Origin of the sequence: Paenibacillus sp. A3 (assembly GCF_001399685.1) — a bacterium.
GTDB lineage: Bacteria > Bacillota > Bacilli > Paenibacillales > NBRC-103111 > Paenibacillus_G.
In genome coordinates this window covers 1-20,414 of record NZ_JTHN01000233.1, presented here as the reverse complement: position 1 = coordinate 20,414, position 20,414 = coordinate 1, and the positions used below count along the sequence as shown (strand labels likewise).

The 20,414-nt window shown below is 53.8% G+C and carries 20 protein-coding genes; all 20 read left to right on the top strand.

Going from position 1 to position 20,414, the window contains the following annotated elements; translation table 11 throughout:
• The coding region (tilS, locus tag QJ48_RS30060; RefSeq protein ID WP_054977038.1) for a tRNA lysidine(34) synthetase TilS at positions 1 to 1,321 on the top strand (1,321 nt) is incomplete at its 5' end.
• Positions 1,322 to 1,337: 16 nt separating this feature from the next.
• The gene (gene hpt, locus QJ48_RS30055) at positions 1,338 to 1,877 is read left to right on the top strand and encodes a hypoxanthine phosphoribosyltransferase (protein ID WP_010501468.1); all 540 of its coding nucleotides are present in this window, start codon (positions 1,338 to 1,340) and stop codon (positions 1,875 to 1,877) included.
• 70 nt (positions 1,878 to 1,947) lie between these two features.
• Positions 1,948 to 3,915, top strand: coding sequence for an ATP-dependent zinc metalloprotease FtsH (ftsH, locus tag QJ48_RS30050; protein WP_054977037.1), 1,968 nt, complete (start codon positions 1,948 to 1,950; stop codon positions 3,913 to 3,915).
• Positions 3,916 to 4,214: 299 nt separating this feature from the next.
• Positions 4,215 to 5,153, top strand: coding sequence for a quinolinate synthase NadA (nadA, locus tag QJ48_RS30045; protein WP_054977036.1), 939 nt, complete (start codon positions 4,215 to 4,217; stop codon positions 5,151 to 5,153).
• 35 nt (positions 5,154 to 5,188) lie between these two features.
• Complete coding sequence (nadB, locus tag QJ48_RS30040) at positions 5,189 to 6,802, top strand: L-aspartate oxidase (protein ID WP_054977035.1); 1,614 nt, start codon at positions 5,189 to 5,191, stop codon at positions 6,800 to 6,802.
• Positions 6,795 to 7,682, top strand: coding sequence for a carboxylating nicotinate-nucleotide diphosphorylase (nadC, locus tag QJ48_RS30035; protein ID WP_054977040.1), 888 nt, complete (start codon positions 6,795 to 6,797; stop codon positions 7,680 to 7,682). Before nadB ends, nadC begins: the two co-directional genes overlap by 8 nt.
• Positions 7,679 to 8,446, top strand: a complete 768-nt coding sequence (locus QJ48_RS30030) for a type III pantothenate kinase (protein WP_054977034.1) — start codon at positions 7,679 to 7,681, stop codon at positions 8,444 to 8,446. The genes nadC and QJ48_RS30030 overlap by 4 nt, the downstream gene beginning before the upstream one ends.
• 72 nt (positions 8,447 to 8,518) lie before the next feature.
• Positions 8,519 to 9,391, top strand: a complete 873-nt coding sequence (hslO, locus tag QJ48_RS30025; protein ID WP_054977033.1) for an Hsp33 family molecular chaperone HslO — start codon at positions 8,519 to 8,521, stop codon at positions 9,389 to 9,391.
• Between the two features lie 65 nt (positions 9,392 to 9,456).
• Positions 9,457 to 10,395: a peptidyl-prolyl cis-trans isomerase gene (locus QJ48_RS30020; RefSeq protein ID WP_054977032.1), complete on the top strand. Its 939-nt coding sequence runs from the start codon at positions 9,457 to 9,459 to the stop codon at positions 10,393 to 10,395.
• Between the two features lie 110 nt (positions 10,396 to 10,505).
• Complete coding sequence (gene cysK / locus QJ48_RS30015; protein ID WP_054977031.1) at positions 10,506 to 11,444, top strand: cysteine synthase A; 939 nt, start codon at positions 10,506 to 10,508, stop codon at positions 11,442 to 11,444.
• Between the two features lie 393 nt (positions 11,445 to 11,837).
• A complete protein-coding gene (locus QJ48_RS30005) occupies positions 11,838 to 13,400 on the top strand; it encodes an anthranilate synthase component I family protein (RefSeq protein ID WP_054977029.1) in 1,563 nt (520 codons plus the stop codon).
• Entirely contained in the window at positions 13,397 to 13,978 is a 582-nt protein-coding gene (pabA, locus tag QJ48_RS30000) for an aminodeoxychorismate/anthranilate synthase component II (RefSeq protein WP_054977028.1), read from the top strand. Before QJ48_RS30005 ends, pabA begins: the two co-directional genes overlap by 4 nt.
• Positions 13,975 to 14,847, top strand: a complete 873-nt coding sequence (pabC, locus tag QJ48_RS29995) for an aminodeoxychorismate lyase (protein WP_054977027.1) — start codon at positions 13,975 to 13,977, stop codon at positions 14,845 to 14,847. Before pabA ends, pabC begins: the two co-directional genes overlap by 4 nt.
• A 31-nt stretch (positions 14,848 to 14,878) precedes the next feature.
• Positions 14,879 to 15,709, top strand: a complete 831-nt coding sequence (gene folP / locus QJ48_RS29990) for a dihydropteroate synthase (protein WP_157261803.1) — start codon at positions 14,879 to 14,881, stop codon at positions 15,707 to 15,709.
• A 48-nt stretch (positions 15,710 to 15,757) separates the two neighbouring features.
• Entirely contained in the window at positions 15,758 to 16,126 is a 369-nt protein-coding gene (gene folB / locus QJ48_RS29985; protein WP_054977025.1) for a dihydroneopterin aldolase, read from the top strand.
• Complete coding sequence (gene folK, locus QJ48_RS29980; protein ID WP_082420734.1) at positions 16,126 to 16,650, top strand: 2-amino-4-hydroxy-6-hydroxymethyldihydropteridine diphosphokinase; 525 nt, start codon at positions 16,126 to 16,128, stop codon at positions 16,648 to 16,650. The genes folB and folK overlap by 1 nt, the downstream gene beginning before the upstream one ends.
• A complete protein-coding gene (locus QJ48_RS29975) occupies positions 16,632 to 16,847 on the top strand; it encodes a helix-turn-helix domain-containing protein (RefSeq protein ID WP_010501498.1) in 216 nt (71 codons plus the stop codon). Before folK ends, QJ48_RS29975 begins: the two co-directional genes overlap by 19 nt.
• 28 nt (positions 16,848 to 16,875) lie before the next feature.
• Positions 16,876 to 17,868 (top strand): tRNA dihydrouridine synthase DusB, encoded by a 993-nt coding sequence (dusB, locus tag QJ48_RS29970; RefSeq protein WP_054977024.1) that lies wholly within the window; start codon positions 16,876 to 16,878, stop codon positions 17,866 to 17,868.
• Positions 17,869 to 18,068: 200 nt separating this feature from the next.
• On the top strand, positions 18,069 to 18,545 hold the full coding sequence (gene greA / locus QJ48_RS29965; RefSeq protein ID WP_025846881.1) for a transcription elongation factor GreA: 477 nt from the start codon (positions 18,069 to 18,071) through the stop codon (positions 18,543 to 18,545).
• Positions 18,546 to 18,631: 86 nt separating this feature from the next.
• Positions 18,632 to 20,128: a lysine--tRNA ligase gene (gene lysS, locus QJ48_RS29960; RefSeq protein ID WP_054977023.1), complete on the top strand. Its 1,497-nt coding sequence runs from the start codon at positions 18,632 to 18,634 to the stop codon at positions 20,126 to 20,128.
• Positions 20,129 to 20,414: the final 286 nt, after the last annotated feature.

The window sequence follows — 20,414 nt, the reverse complement described above, 5'->3', positions numbered from 1 at the left end:
CGGGCTGCTGCACCTCCTTTTTGCGTTATCCGGCCGTTATCGTCTCCGGCTCACCGTCGCTCATGTCAATCATGGCTTTCGGGGCGCCGAATCGGACCGGGAGGCGGAGCTTGTGAAGTCGCTCGCCGAGCGATGGGGTCTTCCTGTAGAAACGACCTTCATCGACATGCCCCGTATTATAGAAGAAACGGGTCGGAACCCCCAAGCCGCCGCCCGGGACAAGCGGTACGAGTTTTTGTTCGACGTCGCGAAGCGAACGGATTCCCGCCGGATCGCGCTCGCCCACCATGCGGACGATCAGGCGGAGACGGTGCTGATGCGGCTGCTGCGCGGAACGGGACCTTCGGGATTGTCAGGCATTCCGGTGCGCAGAATGGCAGAAAATGGTTTGGAACTCATACGCCCCTTGCTGCGTATATACAAAGCGGATATTATCCGGTACTGCGAAGCGGAAGGACTGCCGTATTGTACGGACAGCAGCAATTTGGAGAGAAAGTACGTTCGCAATCAGGTGCGAATGGACGTGCTTCCTTTTCTGTCCCGCTATAACGAACAGCTGCCCGCGGCGTTGAACCGGCTGGCGGAGACGATGGCCGGAGAAGACGATTTTATGGACCGGGAAGTCCGGCGGATGTGCGAGCGGCACGTGACCCGAAAAAACGCCTGTTACAGCTTTTCCGCAAAATGGTTTACGGGGGTACATGTTGCTTTACAAAGGCGGTTGATTAAACTAATATTAAATTATCTTGCTTCCGACCCGGATTCCATGGATTTCCTGAAAGTCGAACAATTTCGGACGGCTGTTCTGCGTGAACGACCGTCCAATTTTCGATTGGAAATCGGGCAGAACATCGCGCTCAGCAGGGAATATGATCGTATTGCGGTTCATACTATGGTGTTACGACCTCTCCCTTACGCGTACGTACTGCGCGAAGGCCAGACGGAGCTTGCGATTCCCGAGACGGGAGTCCGTCTCACGCTCCGCTCCTTGGACAGCGAAGAGGAGCACCCCGAATGTACCGATGCCTGGACCGCCTGTTTCGATGCGGAGGAACTTGCCATGCCTCTCACGGTCCGAAGCCGCCTTCCGGGAGACCGGTTGAAGCCGCTCGGACTAAACGGGACGAAAAAGGTAAAAGATATGTTCATCGATGCGAAAGTGCCTCCTACCTTGCGCGAGACGATTCCGATCCTTGCGGACGCCGGCGGCAGCGTGCTTTGGGTACCGGGCGTTCGGCGGTCTTCGGCCGCTGCGATTACCGGTCGGACGAAGCGAATGCTACATATTCAAGTGGATATTCATGGCAAAGATTTTTATTAAAGTGGGAGGACCTCTCTTGCAAAACGACATTCAAGAAGTACTGTACAGCGAGCAGCAAATTCAGGACAAAATCAAGGAAATGGGCGAGCAGATCAGCCGTGATTTCGAAGGGCGCAACCCGTTGGTCATCTGCGTACTGAAGGGCGCGTTCATCTTTATGGCCGATTTGGTCAAGCAGATCACGATTCCGCTTGAGCTCGATTTCATGGCCGTATCCAGCTACGGCGCATCGACGAAATCGTCGGGTGTGGTCAAAATTATTAAGGACCTCGATATTTCCGTGGAGGGACGCCACATTCTGATCGTCGAGGACATTATCGACAGCGGCTTGACGCTAAGCTATTTGATCGACGTGCTCGAACGCCGCAACGCCCTTTCCATTACCGTCGCCGCGTTGTTCGACAAACCGGCGCGTAGATCGGCAGAGTTGGACGCAGACTATAAAGGCTTCGTGATCCCGGACGCGTTCGTGGTGGGATACGGCTTGGACTATGCGGAGAAATACCGGAACCTGCCGTACGTCGGCGTGCTGAAGCCCGAAGTTTACTCCCAATAGCATTTCTTGAGATGCCAAGACTTGCTGTGGTACAATATACAAAGTTGCCGTTGTTGAGAGGAGGTAGGGGATGAATCGCATTATTCGCAATACAGGCTTTTATCTGCTCATTTTTTTGGTCACCGTCGGAATTGTTCATTTTATCAGCACGCAGAATGAACAGAAAGACACCATTAGCTACGATAAGCTCCGCGTGGCCTTAATCGAAAAGAATGTCGAATCCATCATCGTAAAATACGATGCTCAAACGTATCTGGTTCGGGGGAAATATAAGAACGCTTCTGCGGATAAGAAAAATTTCGAATCTCGTGCGCCTTATGACCCGCAAATCTTCCGTTTGATTGAAAACAGCGACATTCCCCAAGGGAACGTTTACATCGAGAAAATGGAAGGGGACAATGTTTGGATCAGCTTCCTTACCTCCATTATCCCGTTTGTGATCATCTTCATCCTGTTTTTCTTCCTGTTGAATCAGGCGCAGGGTGGCGGCGGAAAAGTCATGAACTTCGGCAAAAGCCGGGCGAGGCTCTATAACGAAGAGAAGAAGCGCGTCACGTTCGAGGACGTTGCCGGAGCCGATGAGGAGAAGCAAGAGCTGGTTGAAGTTGTCGAGTTTTTGAAAGACCCGCGAAAATTTGCAGCCGTAGGCGCCCGCATCCCGAAAGGGGTTCTGTTGGTCGGTCCTCCGGGTACCGGTAAAACGCTGCTTGCCAGAGCCGTAGCCGGCGAAGCCGGTGTACCGTTCTTTAGTATCAGCGGTTCCGACTTCGTGGAAATGTTCGTCGGTGTCGGTGCTTCCCGCGTACGCGATTTGTTCGAAAATGCTAAGAAAAACGCCCCTTGTATCATATTTATAGATGAAATCGATGCTGTCGGCCGTCAGCGCGGCGCCGGATTAGGCGGCGGGCACGACGAGCGCGAACAGACGCTCAACCAGCTTCTGGTTGAGATGGACGGCTTTGGCGCCAACGAAGGAATTATCATCGTGGCCGCAACGAACCGTCCAGACATTTTGGACCCTGCCTTGCTGCGTCCGGGACGCTTCGACCGTCAAATTACCGTTGACCGTCCGGATGTGAAAGGCCGCGAAGCGGTGCTGAAGGTGCATGCGCGCAACAAGCCGCTCGCCAAAGATGTGAAGCTGGATCAGCTGTCCCGTTACACAACCGGATTTACGGGTGCGGACCTTGAAAACCTGTTGAACGAAGCGGCGCTTATTGCAGCCCGTCGCAATCGGAAAGACATTTCGATGGATGAGATCGACGAGGCGTTCGACCGCGTGATTGTCGGAACGCAGAAGAAGAGCCGCGTCATCAGCGAACGCGAGAAGCGGATGGTCGCCTTCCACGAAGCGGGCCATACGATCGTCGGTATTCATGTCGAGGACGCTGACGTTGTGCACAAGGTAACGATCATTCCGCGCGGCCGCGCGGGCGGCTACGTCATGATGCTGCCGAAGGAAGGCGAAGACCGGATGATGCAGACAAAGAACGAGCTGCTTGACAAAGTCACCGGACTTCTTGCAGGACGCGTCTCCGAGGAACTGTTCATCGGTCAAATTGGAACGGGTGCTTACAGCGACTTCCAACGAGCCACAGGCATCGTACGCCGCATGATCATGGAGTACGGGATGAGCGACAAGCTCGGACCGATGCAGTTCGGTACGACCCAGGGCCAAGTTTTCTTGGGCCGGGATATCGGACATGAGCAGAACTACAGCGATGCCATCGCTTACGAGATCGACCAAGAGATGCAATCGATTATGCGCGCCTGCTATGACCGGGCCAAAGACATTTTGACCAAGTATAGCGATCAAGTGCGCTTGGTTGCCGAAACGTTGATCGAGAAAGAAACGTTGGAGAAAGAACAGATTCGCGAGCTGATCGAGACTGGCAAGCTCGGACCCGTGAAAGAAGACGGGGAAGCGAAGCCGGAAGATGTGAAAGTGAACATCCAAGGGCAGCATCAAGAATCCGAAGCCAACAAGCTGGATTTCGAGAAAAACGAGTCGGATGGCGACAAAGAGGAAAATAAATAATTTTGCAGTGAAAACCGGTGCCGCAAAGCGCCGGTTTTTCCTTATCTGTACAGGCTAAAACGGGACGTTTCTTGAGAAACTAGCCTTAGGAAAGGGAGCGAATCGGCCCATATTACAAAACCGGTATATTCCGGCCTTTTTGTACCTATTTCAGCATTGACACCGCCCGGTCTGTTGTGTAAATTAAGTGTAAATCTTTAAACACTTTGTGAACATTTTCACCAGTAATTGCAGCACGTTCCAGAGAGATATGAGTTGGAAGCATCAGGGTGGTCATACGAAAAAAAGGATGGTGCGTCATGGAAGCATTAGCGTTGGAGCGTAAAGCGGAACAGCAAAAAGAGCTGAAAGAGCGGATCGCCCAGCTGAAGAAAGAACGGAATGCCATTATACTTGCTCATTATTATCAACGCGACGAGATTCAAGAGGTAGCCGATTTTCGCGGGGATTCGTTCCTGCTGGCTCAAAAAGCCGCTTCCACCGACGCCGATGTGATCGTGTTCTGCGGCGTGCATTTTATGGGCGAAAGCGCAAAAATATTGGCCCCGAACAAAACCGTACTCATCCCCGACGAGCGCGCCGGCTGTCCGATGGCCGACATGGTCAATGTCGACGGTCTGCGGGCGCTGAAGCAGAAGCATCCGAACGCCAAAGTCGTGGCCTACATTAATACGTCGGCGGAAGTCAAATCCGAAACCGACATTTGCTGTACATCGGCCAACGCGATCAAAGTCATCAATTCGGTCGACTCCGATGAAATCATCTGGGTACCGGATAAAAACCTTGGTGATTACGTTTCCAAATTTACCGATAAGAAAATGATTATTTGGGAAGGATATTGCAACACTCACGACATGCTGACCGTCAAAGATGTTGAAGAGATGAAAGCTCAATATCCGAATGCCCAATTCGTCGTTCATCCCGAATGCCGCCCGGAGGTCGTCAAGCTCGGCGATTTTGTCGGCAGTACAACAGCCATCATCAAATATTGCAGGGAATCCGATTGCCAGGAGTTTATCGTCGGTACGGAAGACGGTACGGGGTATCAGCTCCGGCTCGACAGCTCGAACAAGAAGTTCCATTTTGCCACCAAATATTTGGTTTGCCCGAATATGAAGGTAAACAACCTGAAAAAAGTGGTCAAATGTCTGGAAACGAACCAACCCCAAATTTATGTTCCGCCGCAAGTGGCCGACAAAGCCAGAGCATCCTTGGAGCGCATGCTGCAGGTCAAGTAGCATGCGCTACTTCCTTGTTGAACGGGTGAGAGCTGATGATACCTCGTTATTTGGTTAATTTCGATGTGCGGCAGCTGCCGCAGGTACATACCGACGTCATTGTGATCGGCGCAGGAATCGCCGGTCTTTTCACGGCACTGCGTTCCGCTGAGAACCACAAAGTGCTGATGGTCACCAAAAAATCGCTGCTCGACAGCAACACCCGGTACGCTCAGGGTGGGATCGCGGCAGTCATCTCGGACGAAGACTCGCCGGCCTATCACCGGCAGGATACACTGATCGCGGGAGCCGGACTTTGCTCTTCTGCGGCCGTGGATGTTCTCGTGCATGAAGGACCCGACGGGGTTGGGGACTTGATCCGGATGGGAACCGAATTCGATATGGAAGACGGACGCTATGCGCTGACGAAAGAAGGGGCGCATAGCCAGAGGCGCATCCTTCATGCGCAAGGGGACGCTACCGGCGCGGAAATCGTGCGTGCGTTGTCCGAGAAAACGAAGCAGGACCCGAATATCGAGATTTGGGATGACCATTTTGTAATCGATTTAATTACCGATAACGGCGAGTGCTACGGCGCGCTGGTTCAAAAGCCGGACGGCAGCCGGGTGATCGTTCATGCGAAGGCGACCATCCTGTGTACCGGCGGAGCGGGGCAATTGTTCCGTTATACGACCAATCCCGATATCGCCACCGGAGACGGCATTGCGATTGCTTACCGGGCAGGGGCGAATATCCGGGATGTGGAGTTTATTCAGTTCCATCCGACAGCTTTGTGCTATCCGGGAGCCCCGAGGTTTCTCATCTCTGAAGCGGTACGCGGGGAAGGGGCCGTACTGCGCAATATTAACGGCGAGCGGTTTATGGAACGGTACCATCCGCAGCTGGAGCTTGCTCCGCGGGATATTGTGGCCCGGGCGATCGTCAGCGAAATGGAGAACACCAAGTCGACCTTCGTCTACATTGATTTTACGCACGAATCGGAAGAAACGGTGAAGCACCGGTTTCCGACCATTTATGAATACTGCTTGTCTTACGGACTCGATTTGTCGTCCGATTGGATCCCGGTAGCTCCCGCGGCTCATTACATGATGGGCGGCGTAGAAACCGACCTGCACGGAGAAACGGCTGTAAAGCGGCTGTTTGCGTGCGGGGAAGTGTCTTCCACTGGGGTACATGGGGCCAACCGGCTGGCCAGCAACTCGCTTTCCGAAGCGATTGTGTTTGGACGGCGGATTGTGGAGCGGATTGACGGCTTGCCGCCGATTGCAGAGCTTCCCCACATCCGGGAGGAGCAGCGGTCGAAGGATAACGCCATTCAGCCCGTTGTCGAAAAGAAGCTGAAGCTGCAAAAGGTAATGCTCCGGTACGCGGGACTCAAGCGGCACGCTCAAGGGTTGGAAAAAGGTTACGACGAGCTGAAACGGCACGTATCGATCTTCGACAGCTGTTTGGCCAAGCGGGAACAATATGAATTTGCCAATCTGCTCATCTGCGCGCTGCTGACGACGCAGGCCGCTTTGATTAGGCAGGAAAGCCGCGGGGGACACTATCGGGAGGACTTCCCGGACAAGGATGACGTGGTTTGGCGCAAGCATACCGTGTTTAATCGTGCCAACGGCATTACGGAAGGACGGATTGATGATGTTTGAGTTGAACCGGTCGAATCTGGACCGAAGCTTGCGGACTTGGCTTGAGGAAGACATCGGGATGGGCGACGTCACGACGATGACGACGATTCCGGCGGAATCTCAAGCCAAAGGCATTATTCACGTCAAAGACGAGGGCATTATCGCCGGGATCCCGGTGGCCGAAGCAGTCTTCGCATTGGTTGACCCGCAGCTTCGGTTCGAAGCGAAGGTGAATGACGGCGCGGCGGCCCGGTACGGCACCGTCATCGCGGAAGTATCCGGCAGTACCCGCAGCATTTTGCTCGGCGAGCGCCTCGCGCTGAATCTGCTGCAGCGCATGTCCGGCATTGCTACGCGTACGCGCCAGTTTGTGGATCGGCTGGAAGGACTGCCGGTTCGTCTTGTGGATACGCGCAAAACAACGCCTGGCCACCGGATGCTGGAGAAATATGCGGTTCGTGTCGGGGGAGGGCATAACCACCGGTTCGGATTATATGATGCCGTCATGATCAAGGACAATCATATCAAGGGAGCGGGAGGAATCCGTCAAGCCATTACAGCGGCCCGCGCTCAAATACCGCATACGATGAAGATTGAAGTCGAAGTGGAGAACTTCGAGCAGCTTGAAGAAGCGTTAGCGGCCGGTCCTGACATCGTCATGCTCGACAACATGTCGCCGGAGCAAATGTCGCAAGCCGTACAGCGCATGAAAAGTCAGGCTCCGCATATCATGGTAGAAGCGTCGGGAAGCGTTACACTGGACAGTGTCCGCAGCATTGCCCAAAGCGGGGTGGATGTCATTTCCGTCGGCAGGCTGACGTATTCCGTTCAGGCGCTTGATATTAGTCTGGATCTGAACGAACAGAAAGGTTCCGCGGGAGAAAAGGTGGGCCGGTCATGATCTTGGTGGTGGACGTAGGGAATACTAACATCGTGCTCGGGATCTACGAAGGGAAGCAGCTGCTTCACCACTGGCGGCTGAGTACCAACCGGTCGGCCACTTCCGACGAGTACGGAATGACCATGTACAACCTATTCCGGCATGCGGGAATCGGCCTGGATCAAGTCGATGGCGTCATTCTTTCTTCGGTCGTACCGCCGCTGATGTTTGTACTGGAACAATTGTGTTTAAATTATTTGAAGAAAGCGCCGTTGATTGTAGGACCTGGTATCAAGACCGGATTGAACATCCGTTACGAGAACCCGAAGGAAGTCGGCGCAGACCGGATCGTGAATGCAGTCGCTGCCATCGAGCTGTACGGCTCGCCTTGTATCGTGGTCGATTTTGGAACGGCTACGACGTTCGACTATATCGATGAGAAGGACCAATTCATCGGCGGTGCCGTGGCGCCCGGGATCAGTATTTCCACTGAAGCTCTGTATCAACGGGCGGCGAAGCTGCCCCGCATTGAGCTGGTGAAGCCGAAAAGCGTCGTCGGACGTAATACGATCGCATCGATGCAGGCCGGGATTATTTACGGCTTCGCCGGTCAAGTGGACGGAATCGTGGAGCGGATTAAACAGGAGTTCCGGGTTGAGCCGAAAGTCATCGCAACGGGCGGGCTGGCAGAGCTCATTGCTGGGGAATCGCGTACGATCGATTTGATCGATCCGCTTCTTACGCTGCAGGGATTGCAAATTATATACGAACGCAACATCGGCTAGAGGTCTGCATATTCGCAGCAGCAGGCCCCTTATTCCGGCTTGTAGCGTCATCAGAACAGAAGGAGCTTTGTCATGCAAGATTACTTAATCAGGGCCACTGCCTACGAAGGAAAAGTACGCGCCTTTGCCGTCCGTACCACCGGAATTGTCGAGGAGCTACGCCGTCGTCATCAGACCACGCCTACCGCGACCGCTGCTTTAGGACGTACGGCAACGGCTGCGCTGATGATGGGCATTATGCTTAAAGGCGAAGAGAAGCTGACCGTCCAAGTCAAAGGCGGCGGGCCGATCGGCCAGATCGTTGCGGATTCCAATGCTCACGGGGAAGTTCGCGGGTATGTGGACAATCCGGCCGTCGATTTGCCTTTGAACTCGATCGGCAAGCTGGACGTGGCCGGTGCTGTCGGTACCGACGGTTTTTTGTATGTCATTAAAGACCTTGGACTCAAAGAACCTTACCGCGGCAGTATTCCGATCGTTTCGGGCGAGCTCGGCGAAGATTTTACGTATTATTTTGCCAAATCCGAACAAACGCCTTCCGCTGTCGCTCTGGGCGTGTTGGTCGACGTGGATTATACCGTGAAGACTGCCGGCGGATTCATCATTCAGCTGCTGCCGGGGTTAACGGATGACGAAATTTCACAGATTGAAAAGGAGCTTGCGGGTCTTCCGCCGATTACGTCTTTGCTTGACCGCGGAGACCGTCTGGAGGACATACTCGCTACGCTGCTTCCCGGAGCCGAAGTGCTGGAGAGACGCGACGACATTCGGTTTCAGTGCAAATGCTCGCGCGAGCGCGTCGAGCAGACCTTAATAAGTCTGGGACGCCATGAATTGCAGCAAATTCTGGATGAAGACGGCAAAGCGGAAATCGTGTGCCATTTTTGCAACGAAGCCTATCGTTTCAATAGGGAAGACCTTGAAGCGATTCTCAAGTCCATATAAAAAACGACAGGATGGCGAGTAGCCGCCCGGTCGATATAGAGAGTGATTATACGAGGAGATAGGGTATGCGAAACATTAAAGTATTATGGGGCATGATCGCTGTGTTGCTGGTCGCGGTAGTCATCCTATCCTCCGTATTAATGGCCCACTCCTTATACCCACTCCCTACCGATAAACATCCGGACCCCCAGAAGCAGGACGGAGAGGCGCAAATTTTGGCCACGATCGGAGAGAAAAAGATTACGTTAGCCGAATTGGAAACGCAGCTGCTAGCGGCGCACGGACGCGAGCTCTTGGACCGAATGATCGACCGGGAAGTGGTGCGCTTGGAGGCGAAGGCCTTGGGCATCGAAATCGCCGACAGCGAAGTGCAGCAGGAACTGACGCGGATGAAGCAGGGGTACGAAAGCGAGCAAGCATTTTTAGAAACGATGAAAAATCAGCTGGGTTTAACTCCCGATACGCTCAAAGAGGATGTATACCACAAGCTGTTGGCCGATAAAGTTGCCATACACAACATCCGGATTACCGATGAAGAAGTGCAGGCTTATATCGCCGCGCATCCGGATGAATTCCAGACACGTGTAGAGCTCCGTCTCCAGCAGATCGTTACGGCCAGCAAGGAGCAGGCTCAACGGGCCTTGAACGATTTGTCAAAAGGTACGGATTTTGCGCAAGTAGCCAAGGAACGTTCCCTTGATGATGCGACGCGCGATAGCGGAGGAGACTTAGGTTGGTTGGAAGAGGGCGATCCGTTCGTTCCCGCCCCGATCATGAGGACTGCCAAGCAGCTGAAGCAAGGGGAAATCGGAAAACCCGTCGAGGTCGAAGGCAAATATGTGATTGTCAAGCTGAGAGAGCGTAGAGAAACTTCGAAGGAAGAGCCTGCGGCGGTTCAAGATCGGGTCCGCAAAGATCTCGCTCTTCGGGAAGCTCCTCCGATGAAGGAGACGCTACGAACGCTTCGAGACAAGTGGAAAGTATCCGTCCAGGCAAATTTCTAGGAAACGACAGGGAATTGTATTGACAACCACCGTAGGGGTTGATAAGATTACAATATAATACCCACTAAATTACTCGGATATTTTGACGTGAACTTGAGGAGGAGAACGGAATGGCCAGATTAGTGCAAAGTGTTACGCAATTGATTGGGGACACGCCATTGGTCAAATTAAACCGTGTCGTGCCGGAGGGCAGTGCGGAAATTTACGTAAAGCTGGAATTCCAAAACCCGGGCGCCAGCGTAAAAGACCGGATTGCCATCAGCATGATTGAAGTGGCCGAGCAAGAAGGCCGTATCAAACCGGGCGATACGATCGTCGAGCCGACGAGCGGAAATACGGGGATCGGTCTGGCGATGGTCGCCGCGGCCAAAGGCTATAAAGCGATTTTGGTCATGCCGGAGACGATGTCCATGGAACGCCGCAATCTGCTTCGCGCTTACGGTGCGCAGCTGGAGCTGACGCCGGGAGCGGAAGGGATGAAGGGCGCCATCAAGCGTGCGGAAGAAATCTTGGCCGAAAATCCGGGTTACTTCATGCCTCAGCAGTTTAAGAACCAAGCGAACGTCAAAATTCACCGCGAAACGACCGGTCCGGAAATCGTCGAAGCGATCAACGCGCATGACGGCAAGTTGGACGCTTTCATTGCCGGAATCGGAACGGGCGGAACGATTACAGGCGCCGGTTCGGTGCTCAAGGAACACTTCCCGCACATTAAAATCTACGCTATCGAGCCTTCGGCTTCTCCGGTATTGTCCGGAGGCAAGCCGGGTCCGCACCGCATTCAAGGGATCGGCGCAGGCTTTGTGCCGGATATCCTCGATACCGGCATTTATGACGGGATCATTACGGTAGAGAATGAGGAAGCATTCGAAACGTCCCGCCGCGTAGCGAAAGAAGAAGGCATCTTGGGCGGCATTTCGTCTGGAGCGGCCATCTTTGCCGCACTGAAGATCGCCAAGGAACTCGGCCCCGGCAAACGCGTCATCGCCGTCGTTCCAAGCAACGGCGAGCGTTACTTGTCCACGCCGCTGTATCAATTCGAGGACTAATAAGTCAATCAAGCCTGCTCACCCTGCTGCAAAGGTTGAGCGGGTTTTTATCTTTCTACCTCTCTCATGAAATGAGGGAGGGATTTATTGCACGCGGCGTCTTTGCTTGTGGAATGGTCGAAGGAGAAATCGCGTTTTCGCGGCGAGTTTTTTGTTCCATCCCCTTCCGCTTCCATGAATTTATAGGGGATGGGAGCAAAACGTGTCTGAGCTGAAGCGAAACGCGATTTCTCCGCAGACTGCGCAAGGGGCCCGGGCTCTCCCGATTCGTCTCCGACCCATCTCCGACTCATCCCCGAATCCCTTCCCAATTTTCACCGCCCTTTTATTCGTCCGCAATTTCAAGTATACTAATCCCAACATTAGACGACGAACGCAAAAGGAGGACGGAACATGCTCCTGACATCCTATCATCAATGGCAGCAGTGGGCTCAGGACTATACCGTGCTTCCATATGTTATCCGGTTTTCATTAGAGCAAAGCCGCCCGCTTTCCTGGGCGCCTATTTGGGAGGAAGCGGCTCCCGGTTCCTTCGTGCTGGAGAGCGGTAAGGGCGGCCGCTACAGCTTTTTTGGCATTCGGCCCGTTTCGGCTATTCAAGGAACAGGCTGTGATGCGACAATCACGCAACAGGATGGCAGGGAAGAGAAGCGGCATGGAGCCCCGTTAGAGCTGGTCAAAAGCTGGCTCGCCCCTTTTCGCTCGCCGGTTGTCGAGGGGGCCCCGAAATGGATAGGAGGCTGTGTCGGGTTCTGGGGCTACGATGTGATCCGTACCATCGAACGGCTGCCGGTCCGGGCGAAAGCCGATTTGCCCGTGCCCGATTATGCTTTTGTTCGGGTGAACGAGCTTTGGATTATCGATCATGAAACCAATCAGCTGTTTTGTGCAGTCCATACGGAACTTTCGCCGCAACAAGCAGAGGTGCCGGGTTGGCTTGAAGCCCGCTATGAGGAAGCGGAACAGTCCGCGGCCCGGATGAAAGGCTTGTGGGACCGATTGACGGAGGATGCCGCCAATCCGCTCTTGCAAGAAGAAGCGGCCTGGAAGCGGAAGCTAATGGAAGAAGACCGCCTGCAGGTGGACGTGGACGCCATTGAAGGGATAGCTGCCGATTTTCCGAGAGAAGCCTACATGGATGCGGTACGCAAAATTCGCGATTATATCAGTGCCGGGGACGTGTTTCAGGTTAATCTGTCGGTGCGCCAGAACAAGCGGCTTGAGGCATCGCCTGAAGAGATCTATGAATGGCTGCGGCTGGTGAACCCTTCCCCTTATATGGGACTGCTGCGTTTTCGTGATTTTCAGCTTGTATCGGGCTCCCCGGAGCTGCTGGTCCAGCTTGAACGAGGAACCGTCCGCACCCGTCCGATAGCAGGTACCCGACCGCGCGGCATGAATCCGGAAGAAGACCGGCAGCTTGCGAATGAGCTGATTCATCACGAGAAAGAACGGGCCGAGCATATCATGCTTGTCGATTTGGAGCGTAACGATCTCGGACGAATTTCGACATACGGGACTGTAAAGGTCAAAGACTTTATGGTCATTGAGTACTATTCTCACGTCATGCACATTGTGTCGGAAGTTGAAGGAAAGCTGGCCGAGGGCCGCGATGCCTTCGATGTCATTGCCGCGACGTTCCCTGGCGGCACGATAACCGGAGCTCCGAAAATCCGCACCATGGAGATTATCGAGGAACTGGAGCCGGTGAGAAGAGGACCATATACCGGGTCTATCGGTTGGATTGACTATAACGGCGATATGGAATTTAATATAATCATACGTACGCTCGTCGCAGCGGGCGGCACGGGATATGTGCAGGCCGGGGCGGGGATTGTCATTGACTCGATCCCGGAAAAGGAATACACGGAATCGATTAACAAAGCAAAAGCCATGTGGAAAGCAATCCAATATAGCGAACGAAATCCATGTCCCGCGGGAGGTAGAAAATCATGATTTTGGTCATCGACAACTACGATTCGTTTACGTACAATTTGGTGCAGTATTTGGGAGAATTGGGCGAAAAGATCGAGGTGCGCCGCAACGACGAGATCGATCTGGAGGGGATCGAAGCATTAAAGCCGGACCATATTCTGATCTCTCCGGGGCCCTGCACGCCCAACGAAGCGGGAATCAGCCTGTCGCTGATCGAACGCTTCAAAGGCCGGATTCCCATTCTCGGCGTCTGCCTCGGCCATCAATCGATCGGACAGGCGTTTGGCGGCGAAGTGATCCGCGCAGAGCGGCTGATGCACGGGAAGACCTCGGAAATATTCCACGACGGTCAAGGGGTCTTTAAGGATATGCCGTCTCCGTTTACGGCAACGAGGTACCATTCCTTGATCGTAAAAAGAGAAACGCTGCCTGATTGCTTCGTGATCACCGCCGAAACGGCCGAGGGCGAAATTATGGGTCTGCGCCATAAAGAATACCCGATCGAAGGCGTTCAATTCCATCCCGAGTCGATCATTACCGATCACGGGCATCAAATGCTGCGTAATTTCTTGAACGAAACGGCAGTCAGCCAAGCGTGAAAATCGATTTAAACGGAAACGTCATAGAGGAAAAAAAGGCCGTGGTCTCCGTATACGACCACGGTTTTCTTTACGGTATGGGCTTATTCGAGACGTTCCGCACCTACGGCGGACGTCCCTTTTTGCTGGAATGGCATTTAGAGCGGCTGGCCGCAGGCTGCCGGGAACTGGATATCCGCTATGTTCCAGACCCGGACGGCATACAGACCCGGATTCGCAGACTGCTTGAAGCAAACGAAATGACGGACGCCTACTTCCGCTTCACGGTTACGGCGGGCACGGACATTCTCGGTCTTCCGGCCGAACCGTACAAGCAACCTACGGAAATCCTTTATGTAAAATCATTGCCGCCTGTCGATTCGTCGGTTTATAGCAGCGGCAAGCCGCTGCAGCTCCTCGAATCGCGTCGAAACTCGCCGGAAGGCACGATTCGACACAAATCGCTGCATTATATGAACAATATTTTGGCAAAACAAGAACTCCGGCGCTATCCTTGGGCGGCTCAGGCGGAAGGTCTCCTGCTGGATGCCCAAGGCTTTTTGTCGGAAGGGATCGTCAGCAATGTGTTTTTTGTGCGCGGCGGAGAGCTGCATACGCCTTCGGCGGAAACGGGACTTCTGCCCGGCATCACGAGACGCTATGTGATGACGATGGCACAAGAGACCGGATTATCCGTATCGGAGGGCTTGTACGGGTGGGAAGATCTTACCGGAGCGGACGAAGTATTTTTGACGAACTCCATTCAAGAAATCGTCCCGGTGACAAGGCTGTTTGACCGGGAAGGGAACGCGCATACCGTCGGCGACGGCACGGCAGGTCCTATCACGGCAAAATTGTTGTTTCGATATAGGAACGTTTGTTCTGGGTAGAGTATAATAGCTAATGTCAAGGAGGAAAATGATGAACGCTAGCGTCACGGATTCTAACAAGCTCAAGCAGCTGTTGAGCGGGTCGAGGACGGTCGTGATGGGGATTCTCAATGCGACCCCGGACTCCTTCTCGGACGGGGGCCGGTACATTGATCCTATTGCTGCCGTGGCCCGGGCGCTGGAGATGATTGCGCAGGGAGCCGATATCATTGACGTAGGCGGCGAGTCGACGCGTCCCGGCGCTCCCGCCGTTTCGCTGGAAGAAGAGCTGGAGCGGGTCATTCCCGTCATTCGCGCGCTGCGGCAGGCAGGCATCGAAACGCCGATTTCTATCGATACGTACAAGGCCGAAACGGCGAGACAAGCGATGGCCGCGGGCGCAAGCCTGCTCAACGATATATGGGGATTGCAGAAGGAACCGGACATGGCTCGCGTAGCGGTGGAATACGGCTGCCCGATCGTTCTGATGCATAATCGCACCGAAGCGGTGTATGCTAACTTTATCCAAGACGTGATCGAGGATTTGCGGGAAACGGTTCGTCGGGCGCACCAAGCAGGGATTCGCGACGAACAGATTATTTTGGACCCGGGCATCGGATTTGCCAAAACGTACGAGCACAATTTGCAGCTCATGAATCATCTGGATCGGATCGTCTCCTTAGGTTACCCTGTGCTGCTCGGCACGTCGCGCAAAAGCATGATCCGTCGTGCGCTGGATTTGCCGACGGACGATGTGGTGGAAGGAACCGCGGCAACCGTTGCGCTCGGCATTGCCCAGGGCTGCCGGGTCGTCAGAGTGCATGATGTGAAAGCCATGCGGCGTGTTGCCGATATGACCGACGCCATAACGCAGCACCGATGAAGCGGCTGCTTGCATGACGCGACCGCGACTTGAAGGAGGAATACGAAGTTGGATAAAATGATGCTGAAAGGGATGGCCTTTTACGGATACCACGGCGTTTTCCCAGAGGAAAACAAACTGGGACAGCGCTACTACGTGGATGTGGAGCTGTACCTTCCGCTGGACCGGGCAGGTCGCTCCGACCGGGTGGAAGACACCGTCAATTATGCCGAGGTACATGACTTGATCAAAACGATCGTCGAGCAGAAAACGTTCAAGCTGGTCGAGGCGCTGGCTGAACATATTGCATCCGAGGTATTGCGAACTTATACTAGTATAAATGAATTGACCGTTCGCGTCGTCAAGCCGCACCCGCCGGTTGCCGTTCATTTTGACGGCTTCACGATCGAAATTCACAGGAAGCGGGAAGTCCGCTGATGATCGATGGAGATATGCAGTCGGCCGAAGCTTGCGAACGGGCTTACATCGGGCTTGGCTCCAATATCGGAGACAGGGAGCGCTTCCTGACGGAAGCCGTTCGTTTGCTTCACGAGCATCCGGAGATTCGCGTGACCGGCCAATCGGCCTTGTATGAGACCGATCCGGTTGGCTATACGGATCAAGCTCCCTTTTTGAATATGGCGATCGAGGTGACGACGACGCTCTCCCCGGAACAACTGCTGGAGCAGTTGATGGAAACGGAACGGCAGCTTGGCCGCGTCCGCGATATTCGCTGGGGCCCTCGTACCATTGACCTTGATATGCTGATGTACGGCGACGTCAGACGGCAGCAGCCCGAATTGATACTGCCGCACCCGCGCATGCATGAGCGGGCATTCGTTCTGATCCCTCTTATCGAGGTATTGGAGCTTCATCACCAGCCGCAGGCCGTGCCTTTACGGGCGTTTTTGGAGCGTGTGGAAGGAAAGGAAGGCGTTACACTTTGGAAAAAAACGCAGTAGCCCAGCGCATCCGCGCTTTTCGCAAATTAAAAGGCTTTACCCAAAACGAACTGGCGGAACGGTTGGACGTTTCCATTGCCGTACTCGGCTCCATCGAGCGGGGAACGCGCAAGGCGGACCCGAAAATCGTTCGTAAAATATGCGAAACGCTGGGAATCGAGCCGGAAGAGCTTTATTTCCAAGCAAGCGGCAAATAAATCACCCTTCTCAGAAAGGAGAGATACGATGTTAACGATAGGCAATGTCACCGCCCCGAACAAAGTGGTTCTGGCCCCGATGGCAGGCGTCTGCAATCCGGCTTTTCGCTTGATCGCGAAAGAGTTCGGCTGCGGTCTCGTCTGTGCCGAGATGGTCAGCGATAAGGCCATCCTGCACGGAAATCACCGCACGCTGGAGATGCTGTACGTCGACGAGCGGGAGAAGCCGCTCAGCCTGCAAATTTTCGGCGGCGACACTGAAACGCTCGTCGAAGCGGCCAAATATGTAGACCAGCATACGAATGCGGACATCATCGATATCAACATGGGCTGTCCTGTGCCCAAAATTACAAAATGCGACGCGGGGGCGCGTTGGCTGCTGGACCCCGACAAAATTGAGCAGATGGTCTCGACTGTCAGCCGGTCCGTCAGCAAACCGCTAACCGTTAAAATGCGGATCGGCTGGGACGACGACCATATTTACGCGGTACGGAACGCGAAAGCCGTCGAAAACGGCGGCGGCGCAGCCGTATCCGTCCATGGGCGTACGAGAGTGCAGATGTATACCGGACACGCGAACTGGGACATCATTAAAGAGGTCAAGGAAGCCGTTTCGATTCCGGTGATCGGCAACGGGGACGTCTTTACCCCCGAGGATGCGAAACGGATGCTCGACCAGACCGGCGTCGACGGAGTTATGATCGGCCGCGCGGCACTGGGCAATCCGTGGATGCTGTACCGGACCATCCAATATTTGACGAACGGCGAGCTTCCCCCGGAACCGAGCCCGCAGGAGAAGATCCGCATCGCGGTGCTGCATTTGGACCGGCTGACGGCGTTAAAAGGCGAAGCGGTAGCGGTCAAGGAAATGCGCAAGCATCTGGCCTGGTACTTGAAGGGACTGCACGGAGCGGCGCGGATCAAAGACGCCATTATGGAGCAGACGAAACGGGACGCCATGGTGCAGCTTCTCACCGACTTTATCGAAACGCTCGACCAACGCGAGGCAACCGTCCACTAGTCCGGTTCGATGGGCGAAACCGGGGCGTTTGGCTTCAATTGACATTTGAATGGGGTTGCAATATAATCAGTCAATAGTCATTTGCGGCCGACGATTGGTGGCATCATGCAGCGTCGCGTTCATATAGTAATTATCAGTGAATTCATACTCGATTGGGCTCGAAATATGAAAATCTTTCACACGACGGGAGATAGGTAGTAATGGCGGAAAAAGAAGTCATTCTCACGCAGGAAGGTTTGAAAAAGCTCGAGGAAGAGCTGGAGCATTTAAAGTCGGTGAAGCGCCGCGAGGTGGCGGAGCGGATTAAAGTGGCGATCGGTTACGGCGATATCAGCGAGAACTCGGAATACGAAGACGCCAAGAACGAACAAGCGTTCGTTGAGGGCCGTATTATCACTTTGGAGAAAATGCTGCGCAACGCGCGGATTATTAACAACGACGAAGTCGATACGGATGCGGTGAACGTCGGTTCCATCGTCATCTTGAAGGACCTCGAATTCGGAGATATCGTTGAATACTCCATCGTGGGCACAGCGGAATCCGACCCGTTCCAAAATAAAATTTCCAACGAAAGCCCGGTCGGCAAAGCCATTCTCGGCAAGCGCAAAGGGGCAATCGTCGACGTCAGCGTACCGGCAGGCGTTATCCAGTACGAAATTATCGATATCAAGAAGTAAACGGCGACAACAAAAGGAGCTTCCTCAGGAAGCTTTTTTGACTATAGAGCCGGGAAGCTTTACTTACGAACCAAGGAGCTGGAAACATGACTGTGGAATTGGAATTGAATGAATTGCTGCAAATTCGGCGCAACAAATTGGATGAGCTGCGCGGCCTTGGAATCGATCCGTTCGGGCAAAAGTTCGAAAGAACGCACCATGCCGGCGATATTTTCAAAGCCTACGAAGACAAATCCAAGGAAGAGCTTGAAGCGCTTTCCGCCGAAGTCAGCATTGCCGGGCGGATTATGCAGAAGCGGGAAATGGGCAAAGCGGGCTTTGCCCATATTCAGGACATCACCGGCAAAATTCAAATTTACGTGCGCGCCGATGCATTGGAAGAAGCCAAGTACAAGGCGTACGAACTGCTGGATATCGGCGATTTGATCGGCGTTCGCGGCACCGTCTTCAAGACGAAAACGGGCGAGCTCTCCGTTAAAGCGACATCGGTAGAAGTGCTGTCTAAATCGCTTCTCCCTTTGCCGGAGAAATATCATGGGCTCAAAGATGTCGAGCTGCGATACCGTCAACGTTACGTGGATCTGATTATGAACCAAGACGTGCAGCAGACCTTCATTTTGCGTTCCAAAATCATTCAGTCGATGCGCCGCTATCTGGATTCCCGCGGCTATTTGGAAGTCGAGACGCCGACGCTGCATGCCATTGCGGGCGGTGCGGCCGCTCGTCCTTTCATTACGCATCATAATGCGCTGGACATGCAGCTGTATATGCGGATTGCGATCGAGCTGCATTTGAAGCGTTTGATTGTCGGCGGGATGGAAAAAGTGTATGAAATCGGACGGGTCTACCGTAACGAAGGGATTTCGACGCGCCATAACCCGGAATTTACGATGATCGAGCTGTACGAAGCGTATGCCGATTATAAAGACATCATGAAGCTGACGGAAGAAATGATCGCGCATATTGCTCAGGAAGTGCTGGGCACGACCAAAATTACGTATCAAGATCAAGAAATCGATCTTGCTCCGTCGTGGCGTCGCGTTTCGATGGTCAATGCGATTAAAGAAGTGACGGGCGTTGACTTCAGCGTTCAGATGACGGACGAGGAAGCGCATCGCTTGGCCAAAGAACACAAAGTGCCGGTTGAGCCGATGATGACCTTCGGTCATATCGTGAACCAGTTCTTTGAGACGTTCGTCGAGGAAACGCTTATTCAGCCTACGTTCATCACGGGGCACCCGGTGGCGATTTCCCCGCTGGCGAAAAAGAACGAGCAGGACCCTCGGTTCACAGACCGTTTCGAGCTGTTTATCGTGGCGCGCGAGCACGCCAATGCGTTTACCGAGCTGAACGACCCGATCGATCAGCGGGAGCGGTTCGAAGCACAACTGGTGGAGCGGGAGCAAGGGAACGACGAGGCGCATGAAATGGACGAAGACTTCGTACGCGCTCTTGAATATGGCATGCCGCCGACCGGAGGTCTCGGGATCGGGATCGACCGTCTGGTGATGCTGCTTACGAATGCGCCGTCGATTCGTGACGTGCTGCTTTTCCCGCTGATGCGTGAGCGTCAAGGCGAATAATTTAGACAAGCAAAACATGCTTCGCCCTTTATGGGGAAGCATGTTTTTTGTTTGCTCTAGAGTTAATTCAAAAGGCAGAAAATAACAGTTGCAAAGTGCAGGAGCGTTTGGTATATTAGTCATTGTCGCTTCTGCGGTTGAGCTCGAAAGAGCCGAGCATGAAAAAAGAAATTAAAAATAATGCTTGCAATCAGCTAGGCAGATATGATATATTAAAGAGGTCGCTTTCGACGGTTTGTAAAACGGAGTCGAAAGATGACGAACATCATTGCCCTTTGAAAACTGA

Bases quoted from the DNA above. Each gene is read 5' to 3' on its own strand.
- nadB (WP_054977035.1), top strand. From the start codon at position 5,189: ATGATACCTCGTTATTTGGTTAATTTCGATGTGCGGCAGCTGCCGCAG.
- folP (WP_157261803.1), top strand. From the start codon at position 14,879: ATGAACGCTAGCGTCACGGATTCTAACAAGCTCAAGCAGCTGTTGAGC.
- QJ48_RS30005 (WP_054977029.1), top strand. From the start codon at position 11,838: ATGCTCCTGACATCCTATCATCAATGGCAGCAGTGGGCTCAGGACTAT.
- lysS (WP_054977023.1), top strand. From the start codon at position 18,632: ATGACTGTGGAATTGGAATTGAATGAATTGCTGCAAATTCGGCGCAAC.
- folK (WP_082420734.1), top strand. From the start codon at position 16,126: ATGATCGATGGAGATATGCAGTCGGCCGAAGCTTGCGAACGGGCTTAC.
- dusB (WP_054977024.1), top strand. From the start codon at position 16,876: ATGTTAACGATAGGCAATGTCACCGCCCCGAACAAAGTGGTTCTGGCC.
- greA (WP_025846881.1), top strand. From the start codon at position 18,069: ATGGCGGAAAAAGAAGTCATTCTCACGCAGGAAGGTTTGAAAAAGCTC.
- nadA (WP_054977036.1), top strand. From the start codon at position 4,215: ATGGAAGCATTAGCGTTGGAGCGTAAAGCGGAACAGCAAAAAGAGCTG.
- cysK (WP_054977031.1), top strand. From the start codon at position 10,506: ATGGCCAGATTAGTGCAAAGTGTTACGCAATTGATTGGGGACACGCCA.
- nadC (WP_054977040.1), top strand. From the start codon at position 6,795: ATGTTTGAGTTGAACCGGTCGAATCTGGACCGAAGCTTGCGGACTTGG.
- pabA (WP_054977028.1), top strand. From the start codon at position 13,397: ATGATTTTGGTCATCGACAACTACGATTCGTTTACGTACAATTTGGTG.
- ftsH (WP_054977037.1), top strand. From the start codon at position 1,948: ATGAATCGCATTATTCGCAATACAGGCTTTTATCTGCTCATTTTTTTG.
- hslO (WP_054977033.1), top strand. From the start codon at position 8,519: ATGCAAGATTACTTAATCAGGGCCACTGCCTACGAAGGAAAAGTACGC.
- QJ48_RS30030 (WP_054977034.1), top strand. From the start codon at position 7,679: ATGATCTTGGTGGTGGACGTAGGGAATACTAACATCGTGCTCGGGATC.
- QJ48_RS30020 (WP_054977032.1), top strand. From the start codon at position 9,457: ATGCGAAACATTAAAGTATTATGGGGCATGATCGCTGTGTTGCTGGTC.